A 15,775-nucleotide genomic window follows, 5' to 3' on the forward strand; every position below is an offset into this window, starting at 1 on the left:
CCCGCCCCTACGTCGTGCTGTAACACGCATTTACCGCTTCACCCCCAGACTGTCCAAGCGGCGCTGGTAGCGGCGGGCGTTTTGCAGATGCTCGGCGTAGGTTTCGGCGAAATCGGAGAAGCCGCTGCCGTCGGGGCGGGCGCAGAAGAACACGAACTTGTGGCGGGTGGGGCGCAGCACGGCGTCGAGGCTCTGGCGGTTAGCCGACGTGATGGGGCCGGGCGGCAAGCCCTTGTGCCGATAGGTGTTGTAGGGAGAATCCACCAGCTTGTCTTTGTTGAGCACCCGCTTCACCCCGAAGTTGCCGATGGCCCAGAGCAGCGTGGGGTCGGCCTGTAGGCGCATGTTGGTGCGCAGGCGGTTGAGGTAGGCTCCGGCAATAATGGGCTTATCGGTGGGCTTGGCAGTTTCGCGCTGCACGATGCTGGCCAACACATGTACCTGGGTGGGCGAAAGTCCCAGCGAATCGGCCCGGCGGCGGCGCTCGGGCGTCCAGAACCGTGCGTATGTGGCAGCGGCCGAGTCGAGCAGCTGCGGGGCCGAAGAGTTCCAGAGCAGGCGGTAGGGGCCCGGCAGGAATATCGTGAGTATTGTGGTGGTATCGAGCTGGTAGCGGCGATGCAGGTAGGCGTTATCGTTCAGTAAGCGGCGCAGACTGACCGAATCGGCCTCGAAGGCACGGGCCAGCTGCCGGGCCAGCTGGGGTTTGTACTTAAACGCGTTCAGCGTGAAAGCCACCGTGTCCTGCTCGCCGCGGGCCAGCATTTCTACCAGCGCCCGGTTGCCCAGGCCAGGTCGCAGCCGGTAGCGGCCCGGCTGCACGCGCTGCGGATAGTTGTACCAGCGGGCCACTTGGTCGAAGGTCTGGTCATTCTTCAGCAGCTCGTAGTGGCGCAGCGAATCGAGCACGGCGCTATAGTCGGCCCCGGTACCAATGTACAGGTAGGCCGACCCAAAGGCCGATTCGCGCACGTTGGGCCGCTGCAGCAGCCACCAAGCAGCCCCCAGCCCCACCAGAATCAGGGTGCTGAAGGCCAGCAGGAAAATAAGCCAGAATCTGCGCAAAGTGAAGTCGTGAGAGTGTAGCAGTGACGGGTTGCCGATGGCGGCATGCCCTGCAAAGAAACATGATTTGTAACGGCCCGCATCGACCCACCGTCAATAACAAAGTCCTGCTCCCCCAGCAGACGGCAGCACTTTCGGACTTCGCTGAACAGGATACAGAGACGCGACCTTTCGCGTCTCCGCGTTACACAACAGCCGTTCAACAAAAACTGATTCGGCTAAGCGCCGAAAGCCTACGCCTCGTTTACCAGCGCCGCAATAGCGGCCTGCAGTTCCTGCTGGCGCTGGCGGCGCTCCACTTCAAGCGGGGCGGCGGCGCGCACTTCGCAGTCGGGGATGGTGCACCGCTCGCAGGTTTCGTTGACCTCCTTGCGGATGATGGCTGGGTCGGCGGCGAAGCGGATTTTCTGGCTCAGCGTGTCGTCGCAGAGCAGGCCCACCGTCACGCTCACGGCGGGCTCGATGGCCGTGCCAGCCCGAGCCAGCGTCAGGCACAGGTACTCGTCGCCGTTGGGGTAGAGCGAGCGTTGGGCGCCAAGCGTGTAGGCCGGGGCACCGGTAGCCAGCGGCTGTTGGCGCAATTCGGCCAGCAGCCGTACCGAAATCCAGCGGCGGCAGTAGTGCTCGTGCAGCTCGTTGCCGTGGGGGTTGTGCAGGCGCGAGAGATGCAGCTCCTTGGTCAGGCGGTAATCCGCCGAGGCATTGGCCTGGTCGAAGCGCAGGAAAAACAGGCTCTGCAGTCCGAAATGGCGGGGCAGCAGGTTGGTAATGCGCTGCATGAACATCTCCGGCGACACATCATAGCGTGTGAGCAAGGCCAGCAGCGCGGCCGGCTCCCAGGTTTTGGCTGCAAACAGCGCCGTCAGGTCGCGCACCAGCGTTTCCTCGTCCATCAGCAGGGCCCCGGCGAAGTAGGAGGCCTTGAAGTTGTTAAGCACCTCGTCGAACGAGCGCACCGGAAACGAGGCATTCACGTAAGGCCGGTCTTTCAGGTTGAGGTAGTTGAAGGCCAGCTCGCGGCCCAGCACAAAGCCTTCCTGGGCCCCGCTCAGGCCCTGGCGCAGCAATAACCGCCGCGACTTGGGCTGAAACACCGACCGCAGCCGCCCCAGGTGCGCATACTCAACCAGCCCGCCCCGGTCGAGGGTGTAGCCATATTGCTCGGTGAGCACCCGCTCCAGCTGGGCCCGGTCGGGTGATGATGTAGTGGCGGCCACGCCATGCTCCACTACGAAAGTGCGCGCGTCCTGCTCCAGCTCCTCGAAATAGTTGTCGTGCATCTCCTGATAAGAGCGCAGTGCGGCCAGGAAGAAGTTCTCCTGGCGCATCTCGTAGTTGCGCGCAATTTCGAATAGCGTGCTAATGAAGGCGTTCATCTTGGCTGGCGCGTTGGCAATCAGCTCCACGATGCGCAACGGGTCGAGTCCGAACATCTCCAGCGGAAACTCCTTGAGCAAATCCGACTGCAGCAGCTCGGAAATGGGCTCCAGGCGCCGGCTCAGCGTCAGCGACACGAGCTGGTCGTAGCTCACGCCCAGCACCTTACTCAGGCTCAGAATCTTATCGGCCTTGGGGTATTTTTTGCCTTTCTCAATCTCGTTGAGGTACGACACCGATACGTCGCAGGCGCGGGCCATTTCGGCGGGCGTGAGGCCCCGCTCCTGCCGCAGCTCGCGCAACTTCAGTCCAAATATCAAGCGGACAACCTGGCCGTGGCTCAGCATATAGGAACTGGTAAGATGGTGTGAAGCGGGAAAACCGGGCTTTGGGCCAGCTGGGAAATAGGGATGGAAAGGCCAATTCGCTGACTGCCCCGAACTAACTGGCCCGTACTACCGCCTTTTTTTATGCCCTAAGCCCGTAAATCTACGATTTTGCGAACCCGATTAAAAATTAGCGAATATTCGCTTGTTTGATAAAATTCGCTTTCATACATTTGATGTACTACCTCGGGTAGCTTTCCTATCCTCTACTTTAACCCCACTGTATATGTCGCCTTTCGCCGAGCCCCAGATCCTGGCCCCCACCTACCGCACCCCCGAGCGGGTGCAGGTAACGGGCGAATACTCGCCGGCTTACGCCGAAATCCTGACGCCCTCGGCGCTGGCTTTCGTGGCTGAGCTGCACCGCCGCTTCGAGGCCACGCGCCGCGGGCTGCTGCAGCGGCGCACCGAGCGGCAGCAGCGGCTGGCGGCCGGCGAGGCGTTCGACTTTCTGCCCGAAACCAAGCTGCTGCGCGAAAAGCCCTGGACCGTGGCCCCGCTGCCCGACGACCTGCTCGACCGGCGGGTGGAAATAACCGGCCCCACCGAGCGCAAAATGATTATCAACGCCCTGAATTCGGGCGCCAAGGTGTTCATGGCCGACCTCGAAGACTCCACCTCGCCCACCTGGACCAACGTGGTGGAGGGCCAGCGCAACCTGCGCGACGCCGTGCGCCGCACCATTTCCATCAGCACGCCCCAGAAGGAGTACAAGCTGAACCAGCAAACTGCCGTGCTCATGGTGCGACCCCGCGGCTGGCACCTGCTCGAAAAGCACCTGCTCGTGGATGGCGAGCCGGTGAGTGCGTCGCTGTTCGATTTCGGCCTGTACTTCTTCCACAACGCCCACGAGCTCTGCGCCCGCGGCACGGCCCCATACTTCTACCTGCCCAAAATCGAAAGCCACCTCGAAGCCCGCCTCTGGAACGACGTGTTCGGCTTCGCACAATGGTCGTTGAAAATGCCCAAGTGCGTTATCAAAGCCACGGTGCTGATTGAAACGCTGCCGGCCGCTTTCGAGCTGAATGAAATTCTGTGGGAGTTGCGTGAGCACTCGGCCGGCCTCAACTGTGGTCGCTGGGACTATATTTTCAGCTACATCAAACGGCTGGGGCTGGGGGCCGAATTCCGGCTGCCCGACCGCGCCGCCGTAACCATGACGGTGCCGTTTATGAGCGCCTACTCACAGTTGGTGGTGCAGACCTGCCACCGCCGCGGCGTGCATGCCATGGGCGGCATGGCGGCCCAGATTCCCATCAAAAACGACCCCGAGGCCAACGAGCGGGCCCTCGAGAAAGTCCGCCAGGACAAGGTGCGCGAGGCCCGCGCCGGCCACGATGGCACCTGGGTGGCCCATCCCGGCCTGGTGCCGGTGGCGCTGGAGGTCTTCAACGAACTGATGCCCCAGCCCAACCAAATCGACAATAAGCGCGACGATGTGCAGGTGACGGCCCAGGATCTGGTGCAGGCCCCAACGGGCGACATCACCGAAGCCGGCCTGCGCCTCAACCTTGATGTGGCCGTGCGCTACCTCGAATCGTGGCTGCGCGGCAACGGCTGCGTCCCGATTCACAACCTGATGGAAGACGCGGCCACCGCCGAAATTTCCAGGGCCCAGGTGTGGCAGTGGCTGCACACGCCCGGCACCCAACTAGCCGACGGCCGCCCACTGACCGTGGCCTTGTACCGCGAGCTGCTCCCGGCCCAGCTGGAAGTAATTCGCCAGGAAATCGGCGACGAGGTATATGCGCAAGGCAAGTACCTCGAAGCCGCCCGCCTCTTCGACCGGCTGGTAATGAGCGAGCAGTTCATTGAGTTCCTGACCCTACCGGCCTACGAGCAACTGGCATAACAGGCCGGTTGGTTGGAACGGTGTAGGGGCGGGGGGGGTTGCCCCCCCCCCCCGCTCGGGCGCCCGTTGGGAGAATAAGCAGTCGCGGGGGGGCGGGGGGGGGGGGGGGGCGCCGCTCCCCCCCCCCCCCGCCGTTACCCCCTTTACAACGATTGTCTTCAAGCGGGGGGGGGGAAAAGGCCCCGCCCCTACGCCGGGCAAGTATCACGCATTTACTTAACTGCCAGTAGCTGCTTATCGGCTTCATTTAAATCAACCAGAGCGTATTTGCGCTGGCCGGTGATGTTCATTTCATCGAGTACATCCACCAGGCTCTGGTAGTTGGCTTGGTTGCTGGGCTTGATGAGCACCACGCCACCGGGCTTCTGCTGAAACCGTAGCAACACCTGGCGCAGGCCGTCGGCAGCCAGGGTAGTGCGGTGCAGCTGGTCGGTGTCGGGGCCAGGGTTGAGGCCGAAGAAGTAGCGCACCTCGCTGTTCTTGTCCAGCAGCAGCGTCAGGGCCTTTTTCGGGTCTATTGGGCTTTCTGGCCCTGGCGTGGGCATGGCCAGCTCCATTACGGCGGGCTTGTTGAAGGTGGTCGTGAGCATGAAGAACGTCAGCAGCAAAAAGGCCAGATCCACCATCGGCGTCATATCGGGATGGAAAGACCGTTTGGTAGCGCGGGGCTTTCCGGACTTAGGGGCGGCGGTAGGTTGGATGCTAGCCATGCTGACGGGGTTTTAGTGAAACATAGCCCTTCAACGATACAGGTAAACTCAATATTGCGCGAGTCCTATCTCCTACAGACGGACGCGGAGGATTGCGGAACGCTTCGCAGAGCCGTTCTACTACTCAAACTGCCATAGTCGCTCCGGCGTGAGGCAGGCGTGCAGGCGCACGTCGCCGGCCCAGGCATCAGTAATGCGCGGTGCCGGCGGCTCCAGGCTCACGCCAATTCGCAACGTATTAGGCTGGCATTCGGCCAAAAACTGGTCGTAGAAACCTTTTCCGTAGCCCACGCGGTGGCCGGTTTCATCAAAAGCCAGCAGCGGCACCAGCACCGCATCGAAAGCGTTGGGAACTACTTGCGGCGCGTTGGCGGCGGGCTCCGGGATATGCCAGCGGTTGGGCGTCAGCGCAGTTGCGGGCGTTAGCGCGTAGTGCCGCAGCGTGCGGCCGTCGGGCTGCACCACAGGCACGGCCAACTGCAAAGTAGGATACTCAGCCCACAGCTGGCGGATGAGAGGCCAGGTATCGGGCTCATGCTGGCGGGCAATGGGCAGAAACAAGTGCAGCCCGCGCCATGCCGCCACCGGAAACTCCGCCAGCAACTGCGGCCACAGCGCGACGCTACGGCGCGCTACCTCCGCTTCGGGCAGTGCCCGGCGACGGGCCAGGGCTTCGCGACGGAGTTCTTGTTTCGTCACAGGGGCTTGGGCTAATTGAGTTGATTACGCGGTTTGTTTCTGCCTGGGTCGGCGCCATTTAGTCGAGGGCGGTTACGTTGAAGCCTACTTTGAACTGCATACCGGCCAGTCGGGCGCCGAGCGACAACTTTTCCCACTTTCCCTGGCTGGTTTTGCGAATGTATGGAGGCTGGCCAAAATAGCCCAGCGCCGCGGAGAAATAGACGTTTTTACGCAAACCATGCATTTCCTGAGACTTCTGCGCCGTCCCGCCGGCAACCCATTCCAGCGTCAGCAGAAAATCCTCATCGAGCACCAAATTGTCCGGCGTCAGGTCTACCACCAGCGGGCCGGCATTGTTGGGGCGGCTGTTGCTGTGCACAATAATGTCGCGACGGTTGAGCTTCTCGCTGGATGGCTGGCCGTTGGGCAGCAGGCGGTACAGGTTCACGCGAAACGTAAGGTCCGTGCTGTCTTGATACAATAGGTTAAATCGGGCTTGCTGCACCTTAGTCGGCTGGTGCCGTAGGCTGATAATCACGCCCATTTCGGCCCCATGGCCTTCCGCCGCCATGCCGGCAATTATCATCTCCGAGTTGCTCGTATTGCCCAGCGTGAGGCGGCGCTTGAACAGCCCCGGCGCCTGCACCCGCACATCGGCCAGGGCTATGGCAGCAGGTGTCAGCTGCACTTCCGGCCGGGCCACCAACTCGCGGAGTAGCACCCGACGTGGCTCATGGCCGATGCTTGAGAGGCACACCGTGTCGGCCAGGTTAGCGGCGGTATAAGAAAGTTGGTAATGCCCCTGCTCATCGGCTACAGTGCCCACATTTTTACCCGGAATCCCAACGTTAGCGTAAGGTACCGGCTGGCCCGTGCGGACTTCCGTAATGGTGCCCACCAATGTTTGGGCTCGGGCTGTCGACCCGAAGGTCAGCAGGGTCAGCAAAAAGAATCCAACAGTTTTAAACGAGCTGGCTACATGCATAAGGGAGTGAAGTAGGTTCACCCTCCCGGATACCGAAGTCAGCCCGGTGGTTGCCTTACTCCTCTTCCAGCAGCGTGAACTCCAGCGCCAGCGGGTCGAAGGCGTCGAGGAGTTGAGCGATGAAATCGGGGTTGTTGATGAGGATGTTGAGCACGTTGTCAGAACGCTCCTGGAGGCCACCGCCGGGCAGCAGTTTGTCGCGCAGGCCGCTGAGCTGCTGGTAGGCCGTTTCGTGCTTGGCTTCGGCGGCTTTGCTGAGGCGCTTTTCCAGGTTACCGAGGATGCCGCTGGCCTTCTGCTGCTCGGCAGCCACGGCTTTGACCAGTGAGGGGTCGAGGCGCTGGGCCAGCTCGGCTACCTGCTCAAAAGCGGTGGCTAGCTGCTGCTGCTGCGCTTTCAGGTCTACTTCCTCCTGGCCCAGATGTGCGGCCAACTGCTGCTTGAGGGTCGGCAGCTTCGCAAATACGGCGGTGCTATCCAGTCCCAGCTTGCGCAGCTTGCCGGCGTTGGCCTTGCTGATGAACTGAGCCGAATTGCGCAGCAGCACCATCGGGAAAGGCACCCCATTTTCCTCAAATACACCCTTCAGCTGGAACCAGTAGGCTACCTCGGCCCCGCCCCCAATGTAGCACAGGTTGGGCAGCAGCAACTCCTGGTACAGCGGCCGCAGCACCACGTTGGGGCTAAACTGCCCGGGGTGCGCGGCGGCCAGCGCCAGCAGTTCGGCACGACCAAGAACTTTGGGCGAACCGTCTACCGTCAGTGTTACTGAGTCGTTGGGCTGGTCGTACTCCAGCCGCTCGCGCTGGCCTTCGGCGGTGATAAAGAACAGGTTGAAAGGCCGGGCATATACCTGGGGCTTGTAGCCAGCCGCCTCCAGCCGGGCATCGGCGGCCTGCACGGCCTGGTAAGAAGCCTGGTTGCGCAACTCGCGTTCCAGCACCGGGACCAGCGCCTGCTTCAACTCCGGTACATCGGCATCTAGGCTCACCAGCCCGTACGCGCCAAACAGGCCCATTGCCAGCCGGTGGGTGGCCTCAGCCAGCGTTTTCGACTGCTCGTAGGCTTCGCGGAACAACGTCGGCACGTCGGCCGGCAGTTGGTCGAGCACCTGTTCGGTTAGTCCGTTCAGGTTCATGCGACCCACAGGCTGGCCGGTTTCGGCCGCGTTCCACTCATAGGTTTTACCAAACAGGCTGAAATTATTGATTTCGGCGAAGTCGTGGTCCTCGGTGGCCAGCCAGTACACCGGCACGAAATCGTACTGTGGGTAGGCCTCCTTGAGCTGCTGGGCCAGCTTGATGGCCGACACAATTTTGTAGATGAAGTACAGCGGGCCGGTAAACAGGTTGAGCTGGTGGCCGGTAGTCACGGTGAACGTGGTGTCCTTTTCCAGCAGCGCTAGATTAGCCTGCACGGCCGCCGGAGCTTCGGGCAGGCCGGCATACTGCTGCTGCAAGGTCGCAGTCAGCCGCTGCCGGGCTTCGGAAGAGTAGGCCGCCTGCTTCTCCTTTATCTGATTTTCGAAGGCCGACAACTCCGGAAAACGGTGGTAGAAAGGCTGCAGCGCCTCCTTGCGAGCCAGATAATCAACTAGTAAAGAAGAAAAAGCGCCGGTTTCGGCGTAGGGAAGCGTGGTTACGGTCATGGGCGGAAGAGGGTAATCCGGCTACAACCGGCCAGACGCCACAAAGTAACGGGTAGTTTCTCTAGCAGCCGGTTGCGAGTGGCTGGTTGCTAGTAAAAAGAATGTCATTCAGAGCGCAGCGAAGAATCTCGCTTGCTGACGTTGCAACGGCACCTTATCCTTTAGGTTACCATTGCAACGTCGACGGGCGAGATTCTTCGCTGCGCTCTGAATGACGTTCACTTGAGTAATAAGCCCAATCAGGTACTAAACCAACCGGCCGTACAGGTCGAAATCCGAGGCTTCGGTGATTTCCACTTGGGCGAAGTCGCCGATGCGCACGAACGTGTCGTTGTTGGCGGGCACCAGCACTTCGTTGTCCACTTCGGGCGAGTCGTACTGAGTACGGCCCACGAAGTAGCCGCTTTCCTTGCGGTCGAAGAGCACCTTGTAGGTCTGGCCGATTTTCTGCTCGTTCAGTTCCATCGAAATGCCCTGCTGCAGCTCCATAATCTGGTCAGCGCGGTCCTGCTTTACTTCGGCCGGTACGTCGTCTTCGAGCGTGTAGGAGTGCGTATTGTCCTCGTGCGAGTAGTTGAAGATGCCCAGGCGGTCGAAGCGGGTGTCTTCCACGAAACGGTAGAGGTCCTCGAAATCCTGCTGGGTTTCGCCGGGGTGGCCGGCAATGAGCGTGGTGCGCAGGGCAATGTCGGGCACGCGCTGGCGGATGGTATCGACCAGCTCGCGGGTGCGGCGCTGACTGATGCCGCGGCGCATGCTCTTGAGCATGTTGTCCGAAATGTGCTGCAGGGGCATATCGAGGTACTTGCACACGTTGTCGCGCTCGTTCATCACGTCGAGCACGTCGAGCGGGAACTGCGAGGGGTAGGCGTACTGCATCCGAATCCAGTCGATGCCCTCCACGTCCGACAAGTGGCGCACGAGGTCGGCCAGCTTGCGTGTGCCGTAGTGCTCCAAGCCGTAATAGGTCAGATCCTGGGCAATAAGAATCAGCTCCTTGGTACCCATCGAGGCCAGGCGCTTGGCCTCTTTTACCAGGTCCTCAATCGGCCGGTCGGTGTGCTTGCCGCGCATGAGCGGGATGGCGCAGAACGAGCAGGGACGGTTGCAGCCCTCGGCAATCTTGAAGTAGGCATAGTGCGCGGGCGTGGTCAGCAGCCGCTCGCCCACCAGCTCGTGCTGGTAGTTGGCCTCCAGCTTCTTCATCAACTGGGGCAGCTCCAAGGTCCCGAAGTAAGCATCGACCTGCGGAATCTCGCGCTCCAGATCGTCCTTGTAGCGTTGCGAGAGGCAGCCGGTTACGTAGAGTTTCTCCAGGCGGCCGGCCTCCTTTTCGTCGGCGTAGCGCAGAATGGTGTCGATGCTTTCCTGCTTGGCATTGTCAATGAAGCCGCAGGTGTTGATGATGACGATGTTGGCGTCGCTCTGCTCGGCTTCGTGGGTTACCTCGAACTGGTTGGCCCGGAGCTGGCCCATGAGCACCTCGGAATCCACGATGTTCTTGGAGCAGCCGAGGGTGATGACGTTGACTTTATTGGCCTGCTGGCTTCTTACTTTCATGCTGGATTGGGAAGGCGGGCGGGCGGGCAATTCTTTCTTAGTGAGAAACTTGCCCGCTTTTAGCCCACGGCGAAATTCGGACCGCAAAGGTACGCACTGGGCAACGCCTTTTCCTAAGTGGAAGGTTTCTTTTGCCAGTCGGTACCGTGATTATGAAAGCAGTCATTCCTAGCGGAGCGAGGAATCTCATATGCTGACGTTGCAGAAGCAATTCAACGTCAGCATGCGAGATTCCTCGCTCCGCTCGGAATGACGAGCCGGATGATAGGGCTTACTTCTTAAACAGCGAGTTCACGAATGTGGTCCGGTCGAAGAGCTGCAAATCGGTCATCTTCTCGCCCACGCCAATGTAGCGTACCGGCACCTGCAGCTGGGCCGAAATCCCGATAACCACCCCGCCCTTGGCCGTGCCATCGAGTTTGGTGATGGCCAGCGCCGAGACGTCGGTGGCTTTGGTGAACTCCTGGGCCTGCAGGTAGGCGTTCTGGCCGGTGCTGCCGTCAAGCACCAGCAGCACCTCGTGGGGCGCGCCGGGAATCACTTTCTGCATTACGCGCTTGATTTTGCTCAGCTCGTTCATCAGGTTCACCTTGTTGTGCAGGCGGCCCGCCGTGTCGATAATCACCACATCGGCGCCCATCTCCACGCCTTTCTGCACCGCATCGTAGGCTACGGCGGCTGGGTCAGTGTTCATGCCGTGCGAAATAACCGGCACGCCCACCCGCTCACCCCAAATGATGAGCTGATCCACGGCGGCGGCCCGGAACGTATCGGCCGCACCCAGCACCACCTTTTTGCCCGCACTATGAAAACGGTGGGCCAGCTTGCCGATGGTGGTCGTTTTGCCCACCCCGTTCACGCCCACCACCATAATCACGAAGGGCGAGCCAGGGCTGTCGGGCCTATCCAAAATGGCGCGCGAGCCGGTGGCGCTGCTGTTGGCGTCGAGCAATGCCACAATTTCCTCCCGCAGAATCAAGTCGAGGTCGGCGGTGCTCACGTACTTGTCGCGGGCCACGCGCTTCTCAATGCGCTCAATCACCTTTACCGTCGTATCGATGCCTACATCAGCGTGCACGAGCATGGTTTCGAGGTCATCGAGCACGGCCTCGTCCACGGTATTGCGGCCGGCCACGGCCTTGCTGAGCTGGTCGAAGAAGCTGGTTTTGGTTTTCTGCAACCCCTCATCGAGGGCCTGCTGCTGCTCCTTGTTTTCCTTGTCCTTCTTGAAAAAATCGAAGAGGCCCATAGGGGTCAGGGGTCTGGGTTAGTGAGGATATGAGCGACTAGGTTAGCAAAGAACGTCATTCTGAGCAGAGCGAAGAATCTCGCGTGCTACGGTACCCCTGCTGTCAGGAATTACCTTGGCACGCGAGATTCTTCGCTCTGCTCAGAATGACGTTCTGGATTCTCAAAACTGCTGTATGCAAAAAAGTCCCACGCTGGCGGGACTTCTTCACTTCGTATCAGGTAGCCACAAAGGGCAACCGGCTACTTAACGCCGGTCGTGATGTAATCCTGTACTTTATCAACAGGTACCATTTCCTCGCGGAAGGTGTAGGCACCGGTTTTCTCCGACTTGACGGCGCGAATTACTTTCGCCCAGTCTTTGCCGGTAGCGGTCTTCAGGGTTGCTACTACTTTCTTTGCCATGACGCGGGTTACTTAATTTCCTTGTGAACGGTCATCTTACGCAGCACATTGTTGAATTTCTTCAACTCGATGCGCTCGGGCGTGTTCTTACGGTTCTTGGTGGTGATGTAGCGCGAGGTGCCCGGCTGCCCCGAGTTCTTATGCTCAGTGCATTCAAGGATTACCTGCACCCGGTTGCCTTTCTTAGCCATCTCGACGGGGTTTTTGGATTAAGGACTGCAAAGGTACAAGGGAAATCGGCATTGACAAATAGTTTGTTGATAATTGGGCGCTCAGACGCTTCTCGGCTCCATAAGCAGGCATCTCATGGCTTCAAACCTGAAAAACAGATCAGTATAGAGGTGTTTGGCTGCGACCGATGAGGGCGCAAACTCCATTACCTCTGAGGGTGTGGGGAGCGTTTTAGCCGCCAAAGTAAGGGCCCGGCCGGCAAGGCGGCCTTTCTGGATTCCCAGGGCTCGCAAAACCGGCTCTCCCTTGGAACCCAACTGCCTCGGGCGTTGTATCTTTGCGCTATGATGATGCTAGACCTGCCCGTAATTTCCAAGCGCGATATCCGTAAAATCAGCCCCGACGAGCTGAAGGCGTTTATGGTGGAGAACGGCGAGAAGCCTTTCCGGGCCAAGCAGGTGAGCGAGTGGCTGTGGAAGAATACAGCCGGCACGTTCGAGGAAATGAACAACATCAGCCTCGCCACCCGCGAGCTGCTGGCGCGCCACTTCGTTATCAACGGCGTGCAGGTGCAGAACCAGCAGGTGAGCAATGACGGCACCATTAAATCGGCTTTCCGGCTGTTTGATGGCAACATCGTGGAGGGCGTGCTCATCCCGCACGATACGCGCATGACGGCCTGCATCAGCAGCCAGGTAGGCTGCTCGCTGACGTGCAAGTTCTGCGCAACTGGCTACATGGACCGCAAGCGCAACCTCGATGCCGCTGAGATTTACGACCAGGTGGTGCGCATTCGGGAGCAGTGCGAGGCTCAGTACGGCACGCCGCTCACCAACATCGTGTACATGGGCATGGGCGAGCCACTGCTCAACTATGCCAACGTAGTGAAGAGCATTGAGCGTATCACGGCGCCCGATGGCCTGAACATGGCCCCGCGCCGCATCACCATCAGTACGGCCGGCATTGCCAAGATGATCAAGAAGCTGGCCGACGATGGCGTGAAGGCCAATCTGGCCCTGAGTCTGCACGCGCCCAACGACACCAAGCGCAACGAGATTATGCCCATCAACGAGGCCAACTCGCTGGCGGCGCTGGAGGAGGCGCTCAAGTATTACCACCAGGCCACCGGCCGCAAGGTTACCTATGAGTATATCGTGTTCGAGAGCTTCAACGACACGCTGCAGGATGCCGAGGAGCTGTTCCAGATTTCGAAGTGGCTCCCCTGCAAAGTCAACCTCATCGAGTACAACCCCATCGAAAACGCCGATTACCGCAACACCGGCGAAGCCAAGCTGTTGGCTTTCCATAAGTACCTGGCCGACCGGGGCGTGCAAACCAACCTGCGCCGCAGCCGTGGCAAAGACATTGACGCCGCCTGCGGGCAGTTGGCGGTGAAGCAGCCTCAGGAAACAGCTGAGTAGCCGGAGAGATGCTTAACCATCAAAAGGAGTCGGCCCCGATGCACATGCATCGGGGCCGACTGGTTTTGGTGGTCATAAAATATGCTGAGAAGTAGCCTCATACAAGCCAGTAAAAACCTGGATTTCTTGGTACTTCAGAACAATTGTTGCGATACTTTTGGCCGTATAATCAGAGCAGGTGTAAGGCTGCCTACTTGCTCCATTTGCCCTGAGCGGGCGGACGGCCGGTGGCTTTTTCGGCCGCGCTTTCGCCCTTGGGGATTTCGCGGGTTTCGATGCGCACGGCGTGGGCTTTAGGCTGTACTTTCTGGCCGAAGGCGTCGGCAAATTCCTGAGTGAATTCGGCCCCGAAGAAAACGATCAGCGAAGAATAGTTGATCCAGATAAGCAGCACGATGGCCGAGCCGGCCGCTCCGAAGGCTGAGCCGGGGCTAGCTTTGGCGATGTAAAAAGCAATCAGAAACTTGCCCAGCACAAACAGCAGAGCCGTGATAAAGGCGCCTACGCCCACATCCTGCCAGCGGATGATGGCATCAGGCAGAAAGCGGTAGATGAGGGCGAACAGCAGCGTAGTGATGCCGATGGAAAGCAGCAGATCGACTATCTTGATGGCGAACACCCCGATGGCCGGGAACCACTCCCGTAGCTGGTCGGTAAATACGCTGAGCACGGCGCTGATAACAAACGAAACCAGCAGCAGCAGTGCCACGCTCAAAATGAGGCCAAAGGAGAGGAAGCGTTGCTTAAGAAACTGCCCGATACCTACGCCTTCGGTTTTCACCTTCAGATTCCAGATGTCGTTGATGCTCTCCTGCAGCGTTACGAAGAACGTAGTAGAGGCAAAAATAAGCGTGCCCAATCCGATAATGGTGGACAACAGCCCCTGTTGTTTGACGGTGAACTCGGTGATACTGTTCTGCAGAAACTCCGCCGAATCCGGTCCGATCAATCCGCGTAGTTGCCCGTAGAGCTGGCCTGTTACGGCCTCGCCGCCGTAAGCCGCGCTGGCCACCGTAATAACAATGAGCAGCAGCGGCGGCAGAGAAAAGATGGTGTAGTAAGACAACGCCGCCGCGTGGCGAAAGGAGTTATTCGCCATGAAAGCACTGGCCGACGATTTTAATACAGCAATGACGTCGGAAAAGCGGTAGTGATAGGCCATGTAAACAGAGAAACAAAAAGGGTGTGCAGCTTGCTAATACGGCAGCATTCGGCTGGGCGTTCGGCTGCCGCCGTCGAAAGTATACTGCTTTGCCCGGCCAACCGGCCGCAATAAGTGAGTCGGTGCGGGCTGTTTCAATATCTTCGTTGGTAATTAACCATTCAAAACCATGCGCAACATTCCTGTTCTGCTCCTGCTGGCCCTGGGTACGGCCACCACCGCCTGCCAGTCCCAGTCGGCCACTACTGTGGCGGCCAAAACCGGCTCACCGCTGCCCACGGTTGCGGCTAACGGCGCGTATCCGGCCGCCGAAGGCTTCGATGCGGCCGGCTCCGATGCCCGCGCCCTGGCTCTGGCCGACCAGGTGATGGAAAAGATGGGCGGCTACGGTGCCTGGCAGCAAACCCGCCTGCTTGGCTGGGACTTCCTCGATGGCTCGTACCAGCTCTGGGACAAGCAGACGGGCGACTTCCGTTGGCAGAAGGACAGCACCGTGGCCCTCTACAACCTCAGCACCAAGCAGGGTCAGGTATATCGTGCCGGCCAGGATATTTCGGCTTCGCCCGAGGGCCAGAAGCTGCTCAGCCGCATGTACCCGATCTGGGTGAACAACTCGTGGTGGCTGCTGATGCCTTACAAGCTCAAAGATTCGGGCGTGACGCTGACCTACAAAGGCCCTGGCCAGCTCATGAGCGGCCAGCCCGCCGAGGTGCTCAACATGACGTTCAAGAACGTAGGCGTAACGCCGGACAACAAGTACGAAGTGCTCATCGACCCCCAGACCAAGCTGGTCGAGGAGTGGGCCTACTTCCCCAAAGCCACCGACGCGCAGCCCGCTTTCCGCCGCCGCTGGACGGGCTACCAGCAGTATGGCCCCATCCTGCTGGCCACCGACCGCTCGGACGGCAAAGACGGACGCGGGCTGGGCCACGTTTCGGCCTCGATCACCGTGCCCGCCGGCCTCATGCAAAACCCCAAGCCGGTTGAGAAGCTGTAAGTAAAAAGGGCTAGTAGTTTGTCGAAACGCTGTAGGGGCGGCGGCTTCTCCCGCCCCCCCCCCCGGATACCTGCAGTCCTCACGCCGCTCGAGGAGGGGGGAATGCC

General features: G+C 60.0%; 14 protein-coding genes. 3 read left to right on the forward strand and 11 right to left on the reverse strand.

Features of this window, described 5'->3' with window-relative positions:
• Positions 1-30: 30 nt before the first annotated feature.
• Complete coding sequence (mltG, locus tag HW556_RS15945) at positions 31-1,065, reverse strand: endolytic transglycosylase MltG (protein ID WP_176901114.1); 1,035 nt, start codon at positions 1,063-1,065, stop codon at positions 31-33.
• A 233-nt stretch (positions 1,066-1,298) separates the two neighbouring features.
• The gene (locus HW556_RS15950) at positions 1,299-2,762 is read right to left on the reverse strand and encodes a helix-turn-helix domain-containing protein (RefSeq protein WP_246289688.1); all 1,464 of its coding nucleotides are present in this window, start codon (positions 2,760-2,762) and stop codon (positions 1,299-1,301) included.
• 292 nt (positions 2,763-3,054) lie between these two features.
• On the opposite strand from HW556_RS15950, the gene aceB reads away from it, so the two are divergent.
• Positions 3,055-4,680 (forward strand): malate synthase A, encoded by a 1,626-nt coding sequence (gene aceB / locus HW556_RS15955; RefSeq protein ID WP_176901116.1) that lies wholly within the window; start codon positions 3,055-3,057, stop codon positions 4,678-4,680.
• A gap of 212 nt (positions 4,681-4,892) precedes the next feature.
• On the opposite strand, the gene HW556_RS15960 is transcribed toward aceB, so the two are convergent.
• The 8 genes from HW556_RS15960 to rpmG all read right to left on the reverse strand — a co-directional run bounded on the left by HW556_RS15960 (position 4,893) and on the right by rpmG (position 12,108).
• A complete protein-coding gene (locus HW556_RS15960; RefSeq protein ID WP_176901117.1) occupies positions 4,893-5,390 on the reverse strand; it encodes an ExbD/TolR family protein in 498 nt (165 codons plus the stop codon).
• 120 nt (positions 5,391-5,510) lie between these two features.
• Positions 5,511-6,089, reverse strand: coding sequence for a 5-formyltetrahydrofolate cyclo-ligase (locus tag HW556_RS15965; protein WP_176901118.1), 579 nt, complete (start codon positions 6,087-6,089; stop codon positions 5,511-5,513).
• 58 nt (positions 6,090-6,147) lie between these two features.
• Entirely contained in the window at positions 6,148-7,017 is an 870-nt protein-coding gene (locus tag HW556_RS15970; RefSeq protein ID WP_176901119.1) for a carboxypeptidase-like regulatory domain-containing protein, read from the reverse strand.
• A gap of 94 nt (positions 7,018-7,111) precedes the next feature.
• Positions 7,112-8,704 carry a bacillithiol biosynthesis cysteine-adding enzyme BshC gene (bshC, locus tag HW556_RS15975; RefSeq protein ID WP_176901120.1) on the reverse strand — a complete coding sequence of 531 codons (1,593 nt, stop codon included), beginning with the start codon at positions 8,702-8,704 and terminating at the stop codon, positions 7,112-7,114.
• A gap of 246 nt (positions 8,705-8,950) precedes the next feature.
• A complete protein-coding gene (gene rimO, locus HW556_RS15980) occupies positions 8,951-10,264 on the reverse strand; it encodes a 30S ribosomal protein S12 methylthiotransferase RimO (RefSeq protein WP_176901121.1) in 1,314 nt (437 codons plus the stop codon).
• A gap of 271 nt (positions 10,265-10,535) precedes the next feature.
• A complete protein-coding gene (gene ftsY / locus HW556_RS15985) occupies positions 10,536-11,513 on the reverse strand; it encodes a signal recognition particle-docking protein FtsY (RefSeq protein WP_176901122.1) in 978 nt (325 codons plus the stop codon).
• 242 nt (positions 11,514-11,755) lie between these two features.
• Complete coding sequence (locus tag HW556_RS15990) at positions 11,756-11,917, reverse strand: DUF4295 domain-containing protein (RefSeq protein ID WP_019946887.1); 162 nt, start codon at positions 11,915-11,917, stop codon at positions 11,756-11,758.
• Positions 11,918-11,925: 8 nt separating this feature from the next.
• Entirely contained in the window at positions 11,926-12,108 is a 183-nt protein-coding gene (gene rpmG / locus HW556_RS15995) for a 50S ribosomal protein L33 (RefSeq protein WP_019946888.1), read from the reverse strand.
• Between the two features lie 324 nt (positions 12,109-12,432).
• On the opposite strand from rpmG, the gene rlmN reads away from it, so the two are divergent.
• Positions 12,433-13,509, forward strand: a complete 1,077-nt coding sequence (rlmN, locus tag HW556_RS16000; protein ID WP_176901123.1) for a 23S rRNA (adenine(2503)-C(2))-methyltransferase RlmN — start codon at positions 12,433-12,435, stop codon at positions 13,507-13,509.
• Positions 13,510-13,699: 190 nt separating this feature from the next.
• Here rlmN and HW556_RS16005 read toward each other — a convergent pair whose 3' ends face one another.
• The gene (locus tag HW556_RS16005) at positions 13,700-14,671 is read right to left on the reverse strand and encodes a YihY/virulence factor BrkB family protein (protein WP_176901124.1); all 972 of its coding nucleotides are present in this window, start codon (positions 14,669-14,671) and stop codon (positions 13,700-13,702) included.
• Between the two features lie 169 nt (positions 14,672-14,840).
• On the opposite strand from HW556_RS16005, the gene HW556_RS16010 reads away from it, so the two are divergent.
• Positions 14,841-15,668, forward strand: coding sequence for a hypothetical protein (locus HW556_RS16010; protein WP_176901125.1), 828 nt, complete (start codon positions 14,841-14,843; stop codon positions 15,666-15,668).
• Positions 15,669-15,775 lie beyond the last annotated feature (107 nt).

Origin of the sequence: Hymenobacter terrestris, from assembly GCF_013377905.1 — a bacterium.
GTDB lineage: Bacteria > Bacteroidota > Bacteroidia > Cytophagales > Hymenobacteraceae > Hymenobacter > Hymenobacter terrestris.